13 protein-coding genes and 1 pseudogene are annotated in these 13,709 nt (G+C 68.8%); 7 read left to right on the forward strand and 7 right to left on the reverse strand.

The window, feature by feature from the left end:
- The first annotated feature begins 60 nt into the window (after nt 1–60).
- A complete protein-coding gene (locus B082_RS0105855; RefSeq protein WP_018550873.1) occupies nt 61–663 on the forward strand; it encodes a hypothetical protein in 603 nt (200 codons plus the stop codon).
- A 473-nt stretch (nt 664–1,136) separates the two neighbouring features.
- Nucleotides 1,137–1,781 (forward strand): hypothetical protein, encoded by a 645-nt coding sequence (locus tag B082_RS0105860; protein ID WP_018550874.1) that lies wholly within the window; start codon nt 1,137–1,139, stop codon nt 1,779–1,781.
- A 188-nt stretch (nt 1,782–1,969) separates the two neighbouring features.
- Here the strand turns inward: B082_RS0105860 and B082_RS0105865 are convergent, their stop codons facing one another.
- Nucleotides 1,970–3,484 carry a S1 RNA-binding domain-containing protein gene (locus tag B082_RS0105865; RefSeq protein ID WP_018550875.1) on the reverse strand — a complete coding sequence of 505 codons (1,515 nt, stop codon included), beginning with the start codon at nt 3,482–3,484 and terminating at the stop codon, nt 1,970–1,972.
- A gap of 429 nt (nt 3,485–3,913) precedes the next feature.
- Here B082_RS0105865 and B082_RS35685 point away from each other — a divergent pair.
- The 4 genes and pseudogenes from B082_RS35685 to B082_RS35690 all read left to right on the forward strand — a co-directional run.
- Nucleotides 3,914–4,144: pseudogene (locus tag B082_RS35685) on the forward strand (TetR family transcriptional regulator); the annotation flags it as partial.
- Nucleotides 4,145–4,158: 14 nt separating this feature from the next.
- Nucleotides 4,159–4,602: a hypothetical protein gene (locus B082_RS0105875; RefSeq protein WP_037709491.1), complete on the forward strand. Its 444-nt coding sequence runs from the start codon at nt 4,159–4,161 to the stop codon at nt 4,600–4,602.
- Nucleotides 4,603–5,047: 445 nt separating this feature from the next.
- Complete coding sequence (locus B082_RS0105880; RefSeq protein ID WP_018550878.1) at nt 5,048–6,181, forward strand: FAD-dependent monooxygenase; 1,134 nt, start codon at nt 5,048–5,050, stop codon at nt 6,179–6,181.
- 43 nt (nt 6,182–6,224) lie between these two features.
- A complete protein-coding gene (locus B082_RS35690; RefSeq protein ID WP_037709498.1) occupies nt 6,225–6,701 on the forward strand; it encodes a MarR family winged helix-turn-helix transcriptional regulator in 477 nt (158 codons plus the stop codon).
- Nucleotides 6,702–7,155: 454 nt separating this feature from the next.
- Here the strand turns inward: B082_RS35690 and B082_RS35695 are convergent, their stop codons facing one another.
- The 6 genes from B082_RS35695 to B082_RS0105920 are packed head-to-tail and all read right to left on the reverse strand — an operon-like array spanning nt 7,156 to nt 12,166.
- A complete protein-coding gene (locus tag B082_RS35695) occupies nt 7,156–8,364 on the reverse strand; it encodes a DUF3500 domain-containing protein (RefSeq protein WP_018550881.1) in 1,209 nt (402 codons plus the stop codon).
- 10 nt (nt 8,365–8,374) lie between these two features.
- Complete coding sequence (locus B082_RS0105900; protein WP_018550882.1) at nt 8,375–8,761, reverse strand: RidA family protein; 387 nt, start codon at nt 8,759–8,761, stop codon at nt 8,375–8,377.
- A 6-nt stretch (nt 8,762–8,767) separates the two neighbouring features.
- On the reverse strand, nt 8,768–9,619 hold the full coding sequence (locus B082_RS0105905) for a fumarylacetoacetate hydrolase family protein (RefSeq protein WP_018550883.1): 852 nt from the start codon (nt 9,617–9,619) through the stop codon (nt 8,768–8,770).
- Entirely contained in the window at nt 9,616–10,086 is a 471-nt protein-coding gene (locus B082_RS0105910; RefSeq protein WP_018550884.1) for a nuclear transport factor 2 family protein, read from the reverse strand. Before B082_RS0105910 ends, B082_RS0105905 begins: the two co-directional genes overlap by 4 nt.
- Nucleotides 10,083–11,381 (reverse strand): FAD-dependent monooxygenase, encoded by a 1,299-nt coding sequence (locus tag B082_RS0105915; protein ID WP_018550885.1) that lies wholly within the window; start codon nt 11,379–11,381, stop codon nt 10,083–10,085. The genes B082_RS0105910 and B082_RS0105915 overlap by 4 nt, the downstream gene beginning before the upstream one ends.
- Nucleotides 11,382–11,419: 38 nt before the next feature.
- Nucleotides 11,420–12,166 carry a dienelactone hydrolase family protein gene (locus tag B082_RS0105920; protein WP_158688861.1) on the reverse strand — a complete coding sequence of 249 codons (747 nt, stop codon included), beginning with the start codon at nt 12,164–12,166 and terminating at the stop codon, nt 11,420–11,422.
- Between the two features lie 203 nt (nt 12,167–12,369).
- On the opposite strand from B082_RS0105920, the gene B082_RS0105925 reads away from it, so the two are divergent.
- Complete coding sequence (locus B082_RS0105925; protein ID WP_026249469.1) at nt 12,370–13,401, forward strand: ABC transporter permease; 1,032 nt, start codon at nt 12,370–12,372, stop codon at nt 13,399–13,401.
- Nucleotides 13,402–13,709 lie beyond the last annotated feature (308 nt).

Here is a 13,709-nt window from a genome sequence, read left to right on the forward strand (position 1 = left end):
CCGGAAGCCTCCAACAGCGCGGCAGCGAACCCGACCTGAAACAGGGAGGAAGAAATAAAGATGGGGCTGATCTATGGCTACGACATCTATCTACGCCCTCGGAACATCGCCAGGGCTTTGGCCCATCTGGCGGAACTGGCGCCACCGGCCCGTGCCGTGCCGCCGCCGCTTGCGATCACCCTGCCCGACGGCCACCGGCTCGCCCTCCCGTTCACGTCGAACTTCACGAGCGACCCGGTCGACTGCTCCACGAGCGGCAACCTCGACCTCGACACGTCCCTCATGTTCGACGCCGATGACGCACTGCGTGAGTACGCGAGGACGGACGGCCCTGAACCCGAGGCGACCCGGCGCATCCGGATCGGTTACATCTACGTGACGATCCGCTTCGAGTCCCGGTTGCACCCCGACTACACGTCGATGGAGTGCTGGGCAGCGACATCGGAGATGAGCCGCTTGTTCGCGCGGTCGACCACCATCAGGAAGGCGTTCACCGATCTCACCGCTGCCAGCGGCGGAGTGTGCTGCCTGTTCGACACCGGCGACGGAGCCCCCGAGCAGGTGTGCTGGCTCAACGGCGAACCCATCCGGGAAACAGTCCCCGGCTCCCGCTTCCCGGACCACCAAGCACTGGTGGCGACCTGGCCCCACCCCAAGAAGTGATCACGCACGACTGAGGCCACAAGACCAGCATCTGCCTCTACGATCCGGCATCCGGCATCCGGCATCCGGCATCCGGCATCCGGCATCCGGCAGGCGCCCCGCAGCCCGGCGCCTTTCGAACTCGTCCCGGCGGATCCACGATCACTGGGCCGAACGGCCAACCGTCAGGCCCACCACGCATGGCGGCCCGGCCCCCTCGTCCGGGGCAGATCCTCGCCCGCCCGCACCACATGAGCAGCGGGGACCGAAACGGGCTTCGCGTCCTCCTGGAGAGTCGCACGGCTGTGCCTTGTCTGCGACGAGTCTGTGTCATTCCTACCTCAGTCTGAGATGGGCGTCACGGCGCGCCTCGTTGACGCACTGCCGTCGTCGTATCGCTCCGGGCGCGTCCGGTCGGACGGCCGGGCGCCTCGTCCAGTTGTTGCACGTTCCGGCTGTCGCACCGCGCAGCCCCCACCGCAAGTTAGGTCAAAATGACATACAAGGGACGCATAGTCTTCGCGGCTGCCCTCACCACCCTGGGCCTCGGGCTCACGGCCTGCAACGACGGTGAGGACTCGGCATCGGCGCAGGACTCGCCCTCGGCCTCCGCCCCGGCCTCGTCCGACCCGAGCAGCGAGAGCCCGTCCGCAGACCCGGGCGACGAAGCTTCCGCCGCACCCAGTGGTGACGTCGCCGCACCGGGAACGAAGTTCAAGATTGGTGACCGGGCGATCCTGCCGTTCAAGTACGGGACCGAGAAGAAGGGCACCATCGCCGTGACGGTCACGGCGATCGAGAAGGGTACCGAGGCCGACATGGCCCCATTCGGTGACAAGGCGAAGGGCATGACGCCCTACTACATCCGGATGAAGGTGGAGAACGTCGGCGGCACCGACCTGTCCTACTCATCGCTGAGGCTGCGCGGCAAGCTGGAGAGCGGCCGCCCCACCGGCGTCATTCTGATCGGCGATCTTCCGGGCAAGTGCGACAACGAGACGGCCCCCCGCGACTTCAACACCAAGGGCGCCTCGTACGAGACCTGCTCGCTCAGTGCCACGAAGACCGATCCCATCGCGGTCGCCTCGTTCGAGGAGGGCGACGGCTACAGCGGCAGCCCCGTCCTCTGGACCAGCTGACGACCCTTCCCGTGTCCGCACACCGGGCATCCCGTCCGCGACGGGATGCCCGGTCTGCGACCGGCCCTCGCCCCTGTAGCTCTCCGACGCGGAGCGCGATGCGGTGGCCTTTCGGTGGCGGAGCTCGGTGAACGCCCGAGCCGCCAGAAGCGCGGCGATGCCCCGGTCGGGCTCGGCCTCATGGCTCCTCATGCCGATCCGTCCCTACTGCCGCCCTGGCGGCGGGTGGTCCGGGCCCGGACCTGCGACAAGGCAATGCGGCGCCGCGCTGGATCGACCTCAATGATCTGCACAGTGAGGGCGTCACCGATCTCGATGTCCTTCTCGGTCGGTTCCTTCAGCTCGCTGTTGTGCACCAGCCCCTCGAAGCCGTCCTCCCGGTCCTCGATGCGGACGAAGACGCCGAACGGGACGATCCGGGTGACCGGCCCGGTGACCACCTGCCCGATTCGCTGTGCGATCTGCGGCCACGGGTCTTCCTGCACTGCTCGGAGCGACAGCGGCACTCGTTCCCGGACCATGTCGACGTCGAGTACCTCGGCTGTGATCTCCTGGCCGACGCTGACGACGTCGGACGGGTAGCTGATCGGATGCCAGGACAGTTCCGGAATGTTGATCATCGCGGTGAAGCCGCCGATGTCCACGAACGTGACGCCGAAGCCGGCGATGAGTGTGACCGTGCCGGTGACGACCTGGCCGCGCCGCAGGGTCTTCAGGAACGCCCAGTCCCGGTCGCTGGGCGTTGGTTCGGTCTGCCAGCGTGCACGGAGAACGCCGTCGCTGTCGGGCAGTACAGCGGTGAACAGCGGGTGGCGCTCATCAGTAGTCAGGGACACGACGCCGGCAGCACGCGCGCCGGCGATCCGGGAGGCCGCTGCCTCGAATTGGGTTTCGTCCACGACCATGCTGGTGATCCACCCGTCCTCGTCCTCCCAGAGGATTTCCACCAGACCCTCCCCGGGCAGGGAGTCCACGGCCGCGTCCACGTCGGTGAGCAGGTCCGGCCAGACGGCCAGTTGGGCGCGAGGGGCCAGCTGGGAGCGCACTGCCTCGATGTTGTCGCGGGTGAGGCGGTGCCAGCGGGAGGCGTTCCCGGCGTAGGTCTCCTCCAGGAACGTGGCGCGGTGGCTGCTGACCGTCCACCGCAGGCGTGCCCAGAAGTCGGCGTCGGCCGGGCGCTGTGGGTGATGTGGGTCATCGGGGGCGAAGTCGTACGGCGACGCGTGCAGGCGTTCCGTGTGGAGCCCGAGCGAGCGGGTGCGGGCCAGCGCCCCTTCGCATGGGCGGCTGCTGCCGATGTAGAGGTACTGGTCCCAGCCGACGTGCACGGTGAATGCTCCCTCGGCCTCCAGACGGCACCAGGCGCCGTGGTCGCGGAGCATGGCCCGGACGAGTTCCAGGCCGGCGGCCATCGGAACCAGGGCACCGTCGTGGAACCCGGTGAGGCCTGCGGGAAATACGTCGGCCAGGCCGTAGCCGTCGATCGGTGGCTCCAGGCCGAACTGGGCGAAACCGCCGATCTCTGGCTCACGGACGGACAACTGCTCGACACCGGACTCCTCGGCGAAGGCGACGACGGCCTGCAGGTATGCGGTTTCGACCGGTCCGTGGTCACTGGTCGCGGGCTCGACGCCGGTGTACTGGCCGTGCTGATCGCGGTCGGCAGGATCGTACTTGGTGACCTGGTAGACGTATGGCAGCACGTCACCGCCCGCCGAGGGCTGACGCTGCTGCTGGGGCCTCGACGGAGTTCGGCAGGAAAGCGGCTTCGACGTGCTCAGTGCGAACCCGGTACCAGGGCCCGTCCTCGTGGCCCGGTTGTGTGCTGTGGCTCATCGGGCGAGTGTGCCGGGCTGAACCGTCCGGCTCAACTGGGTTCCCTGGGAACCCTCACGGCGGGGTGCGGTTAACGGATCAGGTTCGTACGGCGGGATGGTCCAGCGCGGCACTGCTTCGGTTGAATCGGTGGAGTGGATGTGGGCGTCGACGGTGACCATCAGCCCGTTGCCGGGGCCTTCTCGGGTCCGTCAGGGCACGGAGCCGTCAGACGGAGCGCCCGGCGGCTCAACAGGCGTGCGCCGATGCCCGGTCCGGCCCGCTCGCGGCCTGGAGCCGATCGGTAGGGTGTTCGTATGACTACAGGGGTAGGCCGCAGAATGGGCATCGAGGAGTGTCGTCGGCAGCTGACCGGCGTCGCGCTCGCCCCGCTCAGCCGCCGCTTGCCCGACAAGGTCCACACCGACGGGACGGCGTCGGCCGCGGGCACCTCACGTCTGCTGGTCCACCACTACTTCCCGGGCAAACCCAGCGTGTACGAGGCCGCGTCGAGGCGAGCCGCGGATGATTCGGCGGCCCGGTTCGTCACGTCGGTGACGCGGTGAGCGAAACGGGCGTATGGGGCCTGGTCGTTGAGACGACCGTGGGCACCGGGGAGCGCAAGCACACGGAGGCCCAGGTGGTGGGTCACGTCACGGGGGCCCGGGAGGAGGCGCTCGCGGAGCTGGAGCGGCGGGCACGGCGTTACTCACCGACCCACCCCCTCAGCCCCAAGCGCCGTCGACTCCTGCGGGTCGGCGACGGATTCCTGCTCGTCGTGGACGGGGCCTGGCAGTCGTTCATCACCCGGTTCACGGTGGCGGAACTGCTGGAGGACTCGGCGGCGCCGAAGGCTCCCGAACCCGTGGTCGAGGCACCCCCGGAGCCCGCACCCGAGGCACCTGCACCCCCGCCCGCTCCCGCCCCGGCGGAGCGGGAGCCCGAGCTGGACGCGGACGGAGTGCCGGTACGGCCGGCCTGGCTGGGCCGCCGCGACCTGCCGTGACGCCCACTCGCGTACGACGGGTCCAGGTCGGGCTTCGGCGCAGGCCCCGTACTTCGTCTTCGCCACCCGGAGACCCGAGCAGGGACATCATCACTGTCCGGACCCGGGGCGGCGTCCGGCACCTCCTGGTTCTGGGCCGTCGACCGTAACGACGGCGACGGCCCACAGCAGTCCACCCCGGCCGCCGACGCGCCGCCGCCGCGAAGTTGCGTGGTGTCGCCGACGTTCACGAGACGCCGCCCGCAACTGCAGTAGCCGCGAAAGCCGGCTGAGCGGCTTCGTTGTCGAGAGGTGTGATGGTGCGAAAAGGCAAGCCCCTGGGAGAAAGTTAATTCATCCGTCAGAACCATTGACCAACATATATATAACTTCGTATCTTTCCCCGTAGTGCACGCCACAGTGCAACCGACCGCGGGTTACACCGCGGAGCCGAAGGGAAATGGCTATGAGCCGAGGTTCGATCTTGATCGTCGGTGGTGGCATTGGTGGTCTGTCGACCGCCATTGCCGTCCAGAAGGCGGGCTACGACACGACGGTTGTCGAGCTCCATTCCGGCGTCCACTCGTCCGTCTACGGTGTCGGCATCATTCAGCCGATGAACGCTCTGCGTGCGCTCGACATGATCGGTGTCGCCCAGGACTGCGTCGCGGCCGGCTACCCGGCCAAGCGCTGGGGCGGGCTCTACTCGACCGACGGCACCTTCATCAAGGAGATGCCGGGCACGCCCGTCCCCGGCGTCGACCTGCCCCCGATGAACGGCCTCACCCGGCCCAAGCTGCACGAGATCCTGACCTCGCACGCCGTCGCAGCGGGCGTGACCATCCGGTACTCGACGACCTTCACGGAGCTCAAGGACGACGGCGACGGTGTCGACGTCGGCTTCACCGACGGGTCCACCCGCCGCTTCGACATCGTCGTCGGTGCCGACGGCGTCTACTCCAAGACCCGCGGTCACGTCGTCGAGGGCGAGGTCGCGCCCTACTACATCGGCCAGTCGGCCTACCGTGTCAACATCCCGCTCCTGCCCGAGATCGACAGCATCATCCTGCAGGCCGGCCCCGAGGGCATGGCCGGTCTCGTCCCGATCGGCAAGGATCTGGCCTACCTCTTCTACAACGCCCGCATGGAGAGGCAGGAGCCCGGCTCGGGCCTGGACAGCAGCGAGAAGCTGCGCGAGTACCTCGCGCCATTCGGCGGCTTCATGGGCCGCATCCGCGAAGAGTTCATCACCGACGACTGCGACATCGTGCTGCGGCCGGAGGAGTCCCTGATTGTGGACGCCCCGTGGCACAAGGGCCGCATCGTCCTGATGGGCGACGCCGTCCACGCGATCACGCCGCATCTCGGCCAGGGAGCCGCTCAGGCGATCGAGGACGGCGTCGTGCTCGCCGACTGCCTCGCCGAGCATGACGACCCTGAGGAGGCCTTCGCCGAGTACACCGGCCGTCGCTTCGAGCGCTGCAAGCTCGTCGTCGACACCTCGCTCGACATCGCGGAGTGGGAGATGGGGCGCAAGCCGGGCTTCGACAACGTGGCCGCCACCGATCATGTCCTGGAGGTCATGGCCCAGCCTCTCTGAGCGATACTCACACGCGAGGCGGCCGCCCGTTAAGGTAAGCGGGATGAGCCTTCCCTCTCGCCGGCGCGAGTTGGCCGATGTCCTGCGTGAGCTCGGGTGGACCGTCCACCGACGGTCACCCGAGCGCGCGGGCGTGGGCCCGATCCCCACCACCGAACTGGCCCTGCTCAAGCAGGTCATCGACGTGCCGGGATCCACCGTCGGCGAGCTGGCCCAGGCGCTGGGGCTGCGCCAGCCCAACGTGAGCGCGGCGATCCGGGTCCTGGCCGGCCGCGGCTTCGTGGTCAAGGAGTCCAGTCCCGAAGACCGTCGCGTCACGCGGGTCCTGCCCACCGCGGTCGGGCGTGCGGAGCACGAGGCCATCGCGGAGAGCTGGGCGGCGCCGATCCGGGAGGCCCTGGACGGGCTCGGTCCCGAGCACCGGGCGGCGATTGAGCAGGCCACGGAGGCGCTGGCGGCTCTCCACGAACGCCTCCAGGCCCTTGAAACGGGCGGGGCGGAGATCGACGCCTCCGTCTAGGGCGTTCGAGGAGGGGCGCGCCCCTCCTGCCGGGCCCGTCCCCGGCGGCGGGCGTGCCGGGCCCGTCCCCGGCGGCGGGCGGGGAAATCCTCACGCCCTCGGCCCGATTACCGGCTCATGGCCCGGAGCGTTTCCCGAATTCCGGCGCTCTCTTGCATATCGGCCGTCATGGCGACGGCGAACAAAACCGAAGAACACTTCTGGACGAGACGAATATCCGCGCAGCTGAAAAGGCTCATCCGTGAAATCTCGCGGGCGAGCCTTTTTGGTCGTCCGTAATTGCGGGAGCGGCACCCCGTCACTGGACCGGGGCCCGGCCACTCATGGCTCTGCATTTCTCTGCCACGGGATTTCCCATCCGGGTTGCCCCTTGCGTTCCGTGCCCGCTCGTGCCTGACCGCCGAGCCGCCCTTGACCGGCCGCCCGGCGATCACCGACTTGTTCGGCACGTCGGTCAGTGCTTCACATAGACCTCCGGGACGTACCACCCTCCGGTCTCGAGCGGGGAGTCCTCGGCCGGCCGGTTCGACTCCAGTCGGCGTCGCAGGTGTCGGCCGTCCGGGCCGTGCCGCGCGTAGTGGTCGATCAGCAGATCGTGACCGAGGTCGTTGTTGAGGTCGCGCCAGACCGTGTGGACGTGCTGGCCCGCGGCGACCGCGTTGTCGGCCTCGATGAGCAGGTCACGCGTGGAGATCCGGTAATAGTGGGCCGTGTTCGCCTCGCGTCCGCCCGCCCAGGCGAAACGGATGTCGCGTGGGTCGGCCGCCAGTACCTGCTCGCGGTACTGCCGGGCCAGCTCGTCGGGACCGGTCTCCACGTAGTAGAGAAGGAGGTCGCGGACCGCGTGCAGCTGATCACCGGTCAGGTCGGCGCCGCTGATGCCCGACGGGTCGGCTTTCACGAAGCGCAGGCGTTCGCGGTCCTCGTCGGTCGTCTCGTAGCCGACGATCCCGAGGTCGACCCAGTCGGGCCATTCCTCGGCGCCGACGTGAGGCACCTGACGGGTGACGAAGTCGGCGGGCGCGACCTCGTGGATGACGGCCTGCTCCTGGGCGTCGGGGGACAGCGAGCGCAGGATCGCCAGAGCCCGGCGCTCGTTCTCGCCGAGCGCGTCCAGCACACCCGCACCGACGGGCTGCGCGCCCATCGCCAGCGGGGTGACGGTGAGGTGGCGCTGCGCGATGATCGTGTAGCTGAGTGAGAGATGATGGCCGATGACCCGCCAACCCCAGGTGTCCTCGAAGCCGGGCCGCCCCCAGAAGCTGAACCAGTAGCCCTCGGGGTCCCGGAAGTTGCCGGCCAGCACGCCGAAGCCGCGCTCGATCACCTCCAGCTCGCGCAGCATGTTCTCCGTGGCCATCACGGACAGCGCCTGGCTGTAGCCGCGCATGCTGAGGCCGGCCTTGAGCAGAGAGTGCGCGATGACCTTCTGGTGCCGGTCGAGCGCGTGCAGCGGGATGCCGGCCCGGTCGGGCTTGGGGATGAAGTCCCAGTCCGCACGGCCCGGAGCGTCCATGTCGGGCACGATGGCCGCGGCCTTGAGATCGGGGCGCAGCGAATCGAGCAGCGCCCAGGTGGCGAAGAGCATCCGCTTGATCGTGACGGGTGCCTCGTAGGTCACGGCGCCGGGGGAGGAGCCGCCGGGGGTGGGCAGATGAGTCATGGGTCCTTCCTCAGGTGCTGAGCACTGCGAGCAGGTCGCAGTGGACGACGGCGCCGCGGCCGAGCCGGGCCGCGATCGCCTGCCGGGCGGGGCGGCTGTCCGGGTCGGGGAACATCGCCAGCCACTCACGGTTGAGTGCCTCACGGTCGTCGGGGTCGGCGAGGTGGAACGTGATCTTGAGGATGTCGTCCGTGCTACCGCCGAGTTCGGCCATCAGGGTGCGCACGTGCGCGAAGACGTGCGCGAACTGCTGGTCGGCGTCGGGGGCCACCTCGCCGGTCACCGGGTCGCGGCCGGTGATGGCACCGGTCGCGACGAACGGGCCGATCCGGCTGGCGGCCGGGATCGGGTTGACGTGGCTGAACCCGGGCAGGTCGATGCTGGTGCGGGTGCTCATGGCCGCTCAGCCCTCGGCGATGACGCGGTTCTCGATGTGGCCGAGGCCCTCGATCTCCGCGCGGACGACGTCGCCGGTCTTGAGGAAGTCGCCCGTCGGCGCGCCGATCCCCGCCGGCGTGCCGGTGGCGAGGATGTCGCCGGGCATGAGAGTGAAGACCTGTGAGAGATAGGCGATTTGTTCGTAGATATCGTGGATCATGTCGTTCGTCGGCCAGTCCTGGCGGATCTCGCCGTTGACGGTGAGCGTCATCCGCAGGTTGTGCGGGTCGGCGATCTCGTCGTCGGTGGTCAGCCACGGGCCGATCGGGCCGTGGGTGTCGAACGACTTGCCCAGCGTGAACGTCGGCGACTTCTTCTGCAGCCAGTCGCGGACCGACACGTCGTTGGCGACGAGGTATCCGGCGATGACCGAGCGGGCGTCCTCCGCGGACACGTGCTTGCAGCGGCGGCCGATCACCACGCCGAGTTCGATCTCGTAGTCCAGCGCGTCGGACAGGCGGGGCTTCACAATGCCGTCGTAGGGGCCGGCGATGCAGGAGACCTGCTTGTTGAACCACATCTGGTTCTCGGGGATCGGGATGCCCGCGGCACGCGCCTCCTCGGCGTGCTCCCGGTAGTTCATGCCGATGCCCAGGTATTTCTGCGGGGTGTCGATCGGCGCCTCCAGGGCCACGTCCGCCAGCGAGTGCGACGGGCCGTCGGCGGCGAGGACCGCCTGCTTCAGCGAGGGCAGCAGGGGCAGGATCGCCCGCAGCGACGTGTTCCCGACGACGTCAGAGATGTCGGTGACCCGGTCACTGTCGACACGGCCGAGCCGCGTCGGCCCCTGCGCGGTGTGGAAGCGTGCGATCTTCACTGCTGCTCCTCCTGAGCGATCCTGTCGAGGCCGGCCTTCTCCTCGGCGGTGGGGGCCCAGACGTGCTCGCCATCCGGGGTCATCTGGAAACTGACGAAGCGCCAGGCGCCGTCCTCGCATCGCCGCAGCACCTGGATCACCTGGCCGGCGACCGTGCGTTCGGAGCCGTCCGGACTGCCGAGGCGGTTGATCAGACGGCCCGTCATGACCGCGACGCCGCCGATCACACGGATCGTCAGTTCGCCGCGGGTCGCGCCCTTGTAGGGCGCGCGGGTGGCGATGTGTTCCAGGAGCTGGGCCTTCGTGTGGGTCAGGCCGGGCGCGTGGGTGTGGATCAGCGAGTCGTCGTACAGGTCGCGGAGCGTGTCGAGGTCGACCTCCAGGAGCGCCCGCCGGCGGCGCTCCTCCACGTCGAGGATCGCCGCGCGCGTGGCGGAGTCGGCGAGGACCACCGGGGCGACGGTCATGCCTTGGCTCCGTACTCGTCGAGGTCGTCGGTGCGGTAGCCGGTCGCCTCGCCGGCCTCGAATCCGGGCCGGGGTGAACCGACCAGCGCGTGGTACTTACTGAAGATCCCGTCGGCCTCCGTGAGCGGGAGAACCTCTTCGATGTCCTTGAAGCGCGTGCCCCGGGTGCGCTCGGCGACCATGCGCCGGATGACCTCGTATCCCTCGCCGCGCATGTTCATCACGATCCGGTTGACGCCCTCGCGGCGGGCCGCGTCGTACGCGACGAAGGCCGCGTGCGGGTCCTCGGGGTGCTCGGCGAGCTTGTCCACGATGACGCGGGCGTCGAGCATCGCCTGGGTGATGCCGTTGCCGCCGCGCGGGTACATCGCATGGGCGGCGTCGCCGAGCAGGACGACCCGGCCGTCGACCCAGTTGTCGAGCGGATCGTGGCGGATCAACGGGAAGAGGTAGACCTCGCGGGCCTCGCGCATCATCCGCCGGACGTCGAGGAACGGCAGATCGACGGTGTCGAAGAGCGGAATGACCTCGCTGATGTCGCCGACCTGGTTCCAGTCCTCGATGGTCTCCTCGCCGTTGGTCTCGGCGACCCAGTTGACCAGTGTCTTGCCGGTCCCCTCGAAGTTGTCGGCGATGGGGTAGACGATCATCGAGGCGGTGTTGGGGTCGCCGATGTGCAGGATCGTGTGGCCGTTGCGGAAGGGCTCCATGACCGTGGTGCCGCGCCACATGGTGATGCCGGAGAAGTGCGGCTCGGAAAGGTTGGGGAACATCTGCCTGCGGATGGCGGACTTGATGCCGTCACAGGCGATGACCGCCGCGTGGCGCACCTGCTCCGTGCGGCCGTCGTCGTGCCGGAGGCCGAGCGTCACGCCCGTGTCGTCCTGCGCGTACCCGGTGACACCGGCGCCCAGGCGTATCGCGTCCGCGCCGAGCCGCTCCAGCGCGACCTTGTAGAGCAGCATCTGGAGGGTGCCGCGGTGCACGAAGCGCTGCTCGTGCAGGTAGCCCATGTGCACGCCGCACTTCTCGGCGTAGATCTCCTGGCCGAAGTGGTTGTAGAAGATCGAGTCCTCCGCGTCGACGGAGATCGCGCGGAATTCCTCCAGCAGGCCGAGACCGTCGATCTCGGCTGTGCCGATGGTCTTGATGTCGACGCCGACGCCGAGCGGCTTCAGCTCGGGCACGGCCTCGTAGACGACTGGGCGGAAGCCCTTCTGGTGCAAACGGAGCGCGGTGAGCAGGCCGGCCGGACCGGCGCCGATGATCGCGATGTCGAGATCGCTGGTGGTCATGTCGTTGTCCTCGTCTTGTGTGGGGTGTGGTCGCGTGGTCAGGAGGCCGGAGCGGAGAGCTCGGCGAGGAAGCCGGTGGTGGCCGCCCAGGCCCGTGCGGCGCTGCGCGCGTTGTACGCGAACAGCTCGGGCTCGGGGGAGTCGGCGGCCTTGGGGCTGGTGAAGGCGTGCGTGGTGCCGCTGTAGAGGTGGAACTGGTGATCCAGCCCGGCGGAGTTCAGGTGTTCCTCCAGCCGGCTCCGCATGGCAGGCGTCGCCATCGGGTCGTCGGCGCCGGTCATCAGCAGCACGGAGCCCGATCCCGGAGTGCTCCAGTCCTGGCCGAGCAGGTCGAGCCCGGGGTGCACCGCGGCGACGCCGGCGACGGCCGCCCCGGTGCGCAGGTACTCGAGCGCCGAGGAGCCGCCGAAGCAGTATCCGAGGAGGGCCAGGGGACGGCCGGCGAACTCCGGCTGCGTGTCGAGTACCGCGTGGGCGGCGGCGACGCGCCCCAGCCACCGGTCGCGGTCCTGGACCATGGAGCCGATCAGCGGTCCGATCTCGGTGACCGAGGACGGTGTGGCGCGCTCACCCCACACGTCGGCCAGGAACACCGGATGTCCGGCCTCGGCGAGCAGTGTCGCGTTGCCGATCATCTCCTCGCCGAGGCCGAAGGCGTCGTGGATGAGCAGGACCCCGGCGGCGGAGGAGTCGCCGGCCGCTCCGCCCGGACAGGTGATGACCAGGCCCCGCATGCGGGTCCCTTTGTGCTGGTATTCGACGTCACGGACGACTGTCTGGGGCACGGGTCCCCTGCCTCTCTGCGCACGGGTTGTGGCATGTGCCACAACGTGATCCGAAACCGTAGGCGAGATCGTGTACGATTTCAACCACGATTTGCGGCGTCCGTAGGTCTTGTGTTGTAGGCGATTCTGTATATGGTTTCGCACACGATCCTGAGTGTTCGGCACCACAGCCCGTACGTACCAGCCAGGGAGCGCCCGATCCCATGTCAGAGATGTCCACGGTCACCGGCGTGAAGTCGCCGTCCGTACCAACCCCCGCACCGGACGCCCCTGTGAAACACGGCGGCGGCTGGGCCTGGTTCGCCTCCCGCTTCGCCGTCATCGGCGTCTGGATCGCGCTCGCGGTCCTCTTCTCGGTCCTCCGCCCCGACACCTTCATGACGTCGGGCAGTCTCAAGGTGATCTTCGGCAGTCAGAACCAGTCGGCGCTCGTCTTCCTGACCGCCGCCCTGCTCTGCACGATCATCGTCGGCGAGTTCGTCGACATGTCGATCGCCTCCAACTTCGGGCTCGCCGCCATCATGCTGACGATCCTCAACGTCAACCACGGGTGGAACGTGTGGGCGGCGGTGCTCGCCTCGCTCGCCCTGTCCACCGTGGTGGGCGCCGTGAACGGCTGGCTCGTGGTCAAGGTCGGCGTCAACACCATCGTGGTGACGCTCGGCATGGGCACCTTCCTCCTCGGCATCGCGCTGTGGGTCTCCGACCTGATGCCGGTCAGCGGTCTCCCCACGGATTTCAAGGACATCGCGCTCCTGCCGGTCGCCGGCCTTCCCATCAGCTTCTTCTACGGGCTCGCGCTCATGCTCGGCCTGGCCTACGTCCTGCACTTCACGCCGCTGGGCCGCACCATGCGCTTCGTCGGTGAGAGCCGCGAGGTCAGCCGGCTGGCCGGTGTGCGCGTGACACGTCTGCGCATCGGGGCCTTCACGACCGCCGGCCTCATCGCCGGCGCCGGAGGGGTGCTCTCCGCGGCGGCCACCGGCGGCTTCGACCCCAACGTGTCGCAGAGCTACCTGCTGCCGATCTTCGCGGCGACCTTCCTCGGCACGGCGATTCTGCAGCCGGGGCGGTTCAACCCGATCGGCACCCTCATCGCCGTCTTCTTCCTGGCGACGGGCGTGCTCGGACTCCAGCTCCTGGGCGCGACCTCGTGGGTCACCAGCGTCTTCTACGGCGGCGTCCTTGTCGTCGCCGTCACCATCTCGACCGTCTTGCGCAGCCACTCGCGCTGATCACCCGCCGGTCACCCCCGTTATCTTCTTCGCGGCCCTGCAAGAGGGCCGCTGGCCTCCGGGCCCGGCATGACTGTTGCCCCCTGTCGAAGTCGATGACCTGGGGGGTGGTGTCACCGGGTCCGGGAGGTGCCGTCGGAGACGCTGATCAGAGGTCCGGCCGCCATCCGGTCCGGTGCAACGCCGGACAGCTCGCGGATGGCAGGTCTGCATAACGTGGATGCGCGAGCACGACACCGATGCCGAGGCCGGCACGTTCAACATCATGGGAGGGGCGCCATGTCCGACACCGAAGACGTGGGCGTGTT

The organism is Streptomyces sp. ATexAB-D23, assembly GCF_000373645.1.
Taxonomy (GTDB): domain Bacteria; phylum Actinomycetota; class Actinomycetes; order Streptomycetales; family Streptomycetaceae; genus Streptomyces; species Streptomyces castrisilvae.

What these genes read in the sequence shown, in the direction of transcription:
- B082_RS0105855 (WP_018550873.1), top strand. Translation starts at nt 61, where the DNA reads ATGGGGCTGATCTATGGCTACGACATCTATCTACGCCCTCGGAACATC.
- B082_RS0105860 (WP_018550874.1), top strand. Translation starts at nt 1,137, where the DNA reads ATGACATACAAGGGACGCATAGTCTTCGCGGCTGCCCTCACCACCCTG.
- B082_RS0105880 (WP_018550878.1), top strand. Translation starts at nt 5,048, where the DNA reads ATGAGCCGAGGTTCGATCTTGATCGTCGGTGGTGGCATTGGTGGTCTG.
- B082_RS35690 (WP_037709498.1), top strand. Translation starts at nt 6,225, where the DNA reads ATGAGCCTTCCCTCTCGCCGGCGCGAGTTGGCCGATGTCCTGCGTGAG.
- B082_RS35695 (WP_018550881.1), bottom strand. Translation starts at nt 8,364, where the DNA reads ATGACTCATCTGCCCACCCCCGGCGGCTCCTCCCCCGGCGCCGTGACC.
- B082_RS0105900 (WP_018550882.1), bottom strand. Translation starts at nt 8,761, where the DNA reads ATGAGCACCCGCACCAGCATCGACCTGCCCGGGTTCAGCCACGTCAAC.
- B082_RS0105910 (WP_018550884.1), bottom strand. Translation starts at nt 10,086, where the DNA reads ATGACCGTCGCCCCGGTGGTCCTCGCCGACTCCGCCACGCGCGCGGCG.
- B082_RS0105915 (WP_018550885.1), bottom strand. Translation starts at nt 11,381, where the DNA reads ATGACCACCAGCGATCTCGACATCGCGATCATCGGCGCCGGTCCGGCC.
- B082_RS0105925 (WP_026249469.1), top strand. Translation starts at nt 12,370, where the DNA reads ATGTCAGAGATGTCCACGGTCACCGGCGTGAAGTCGCCGTCCGTACCA.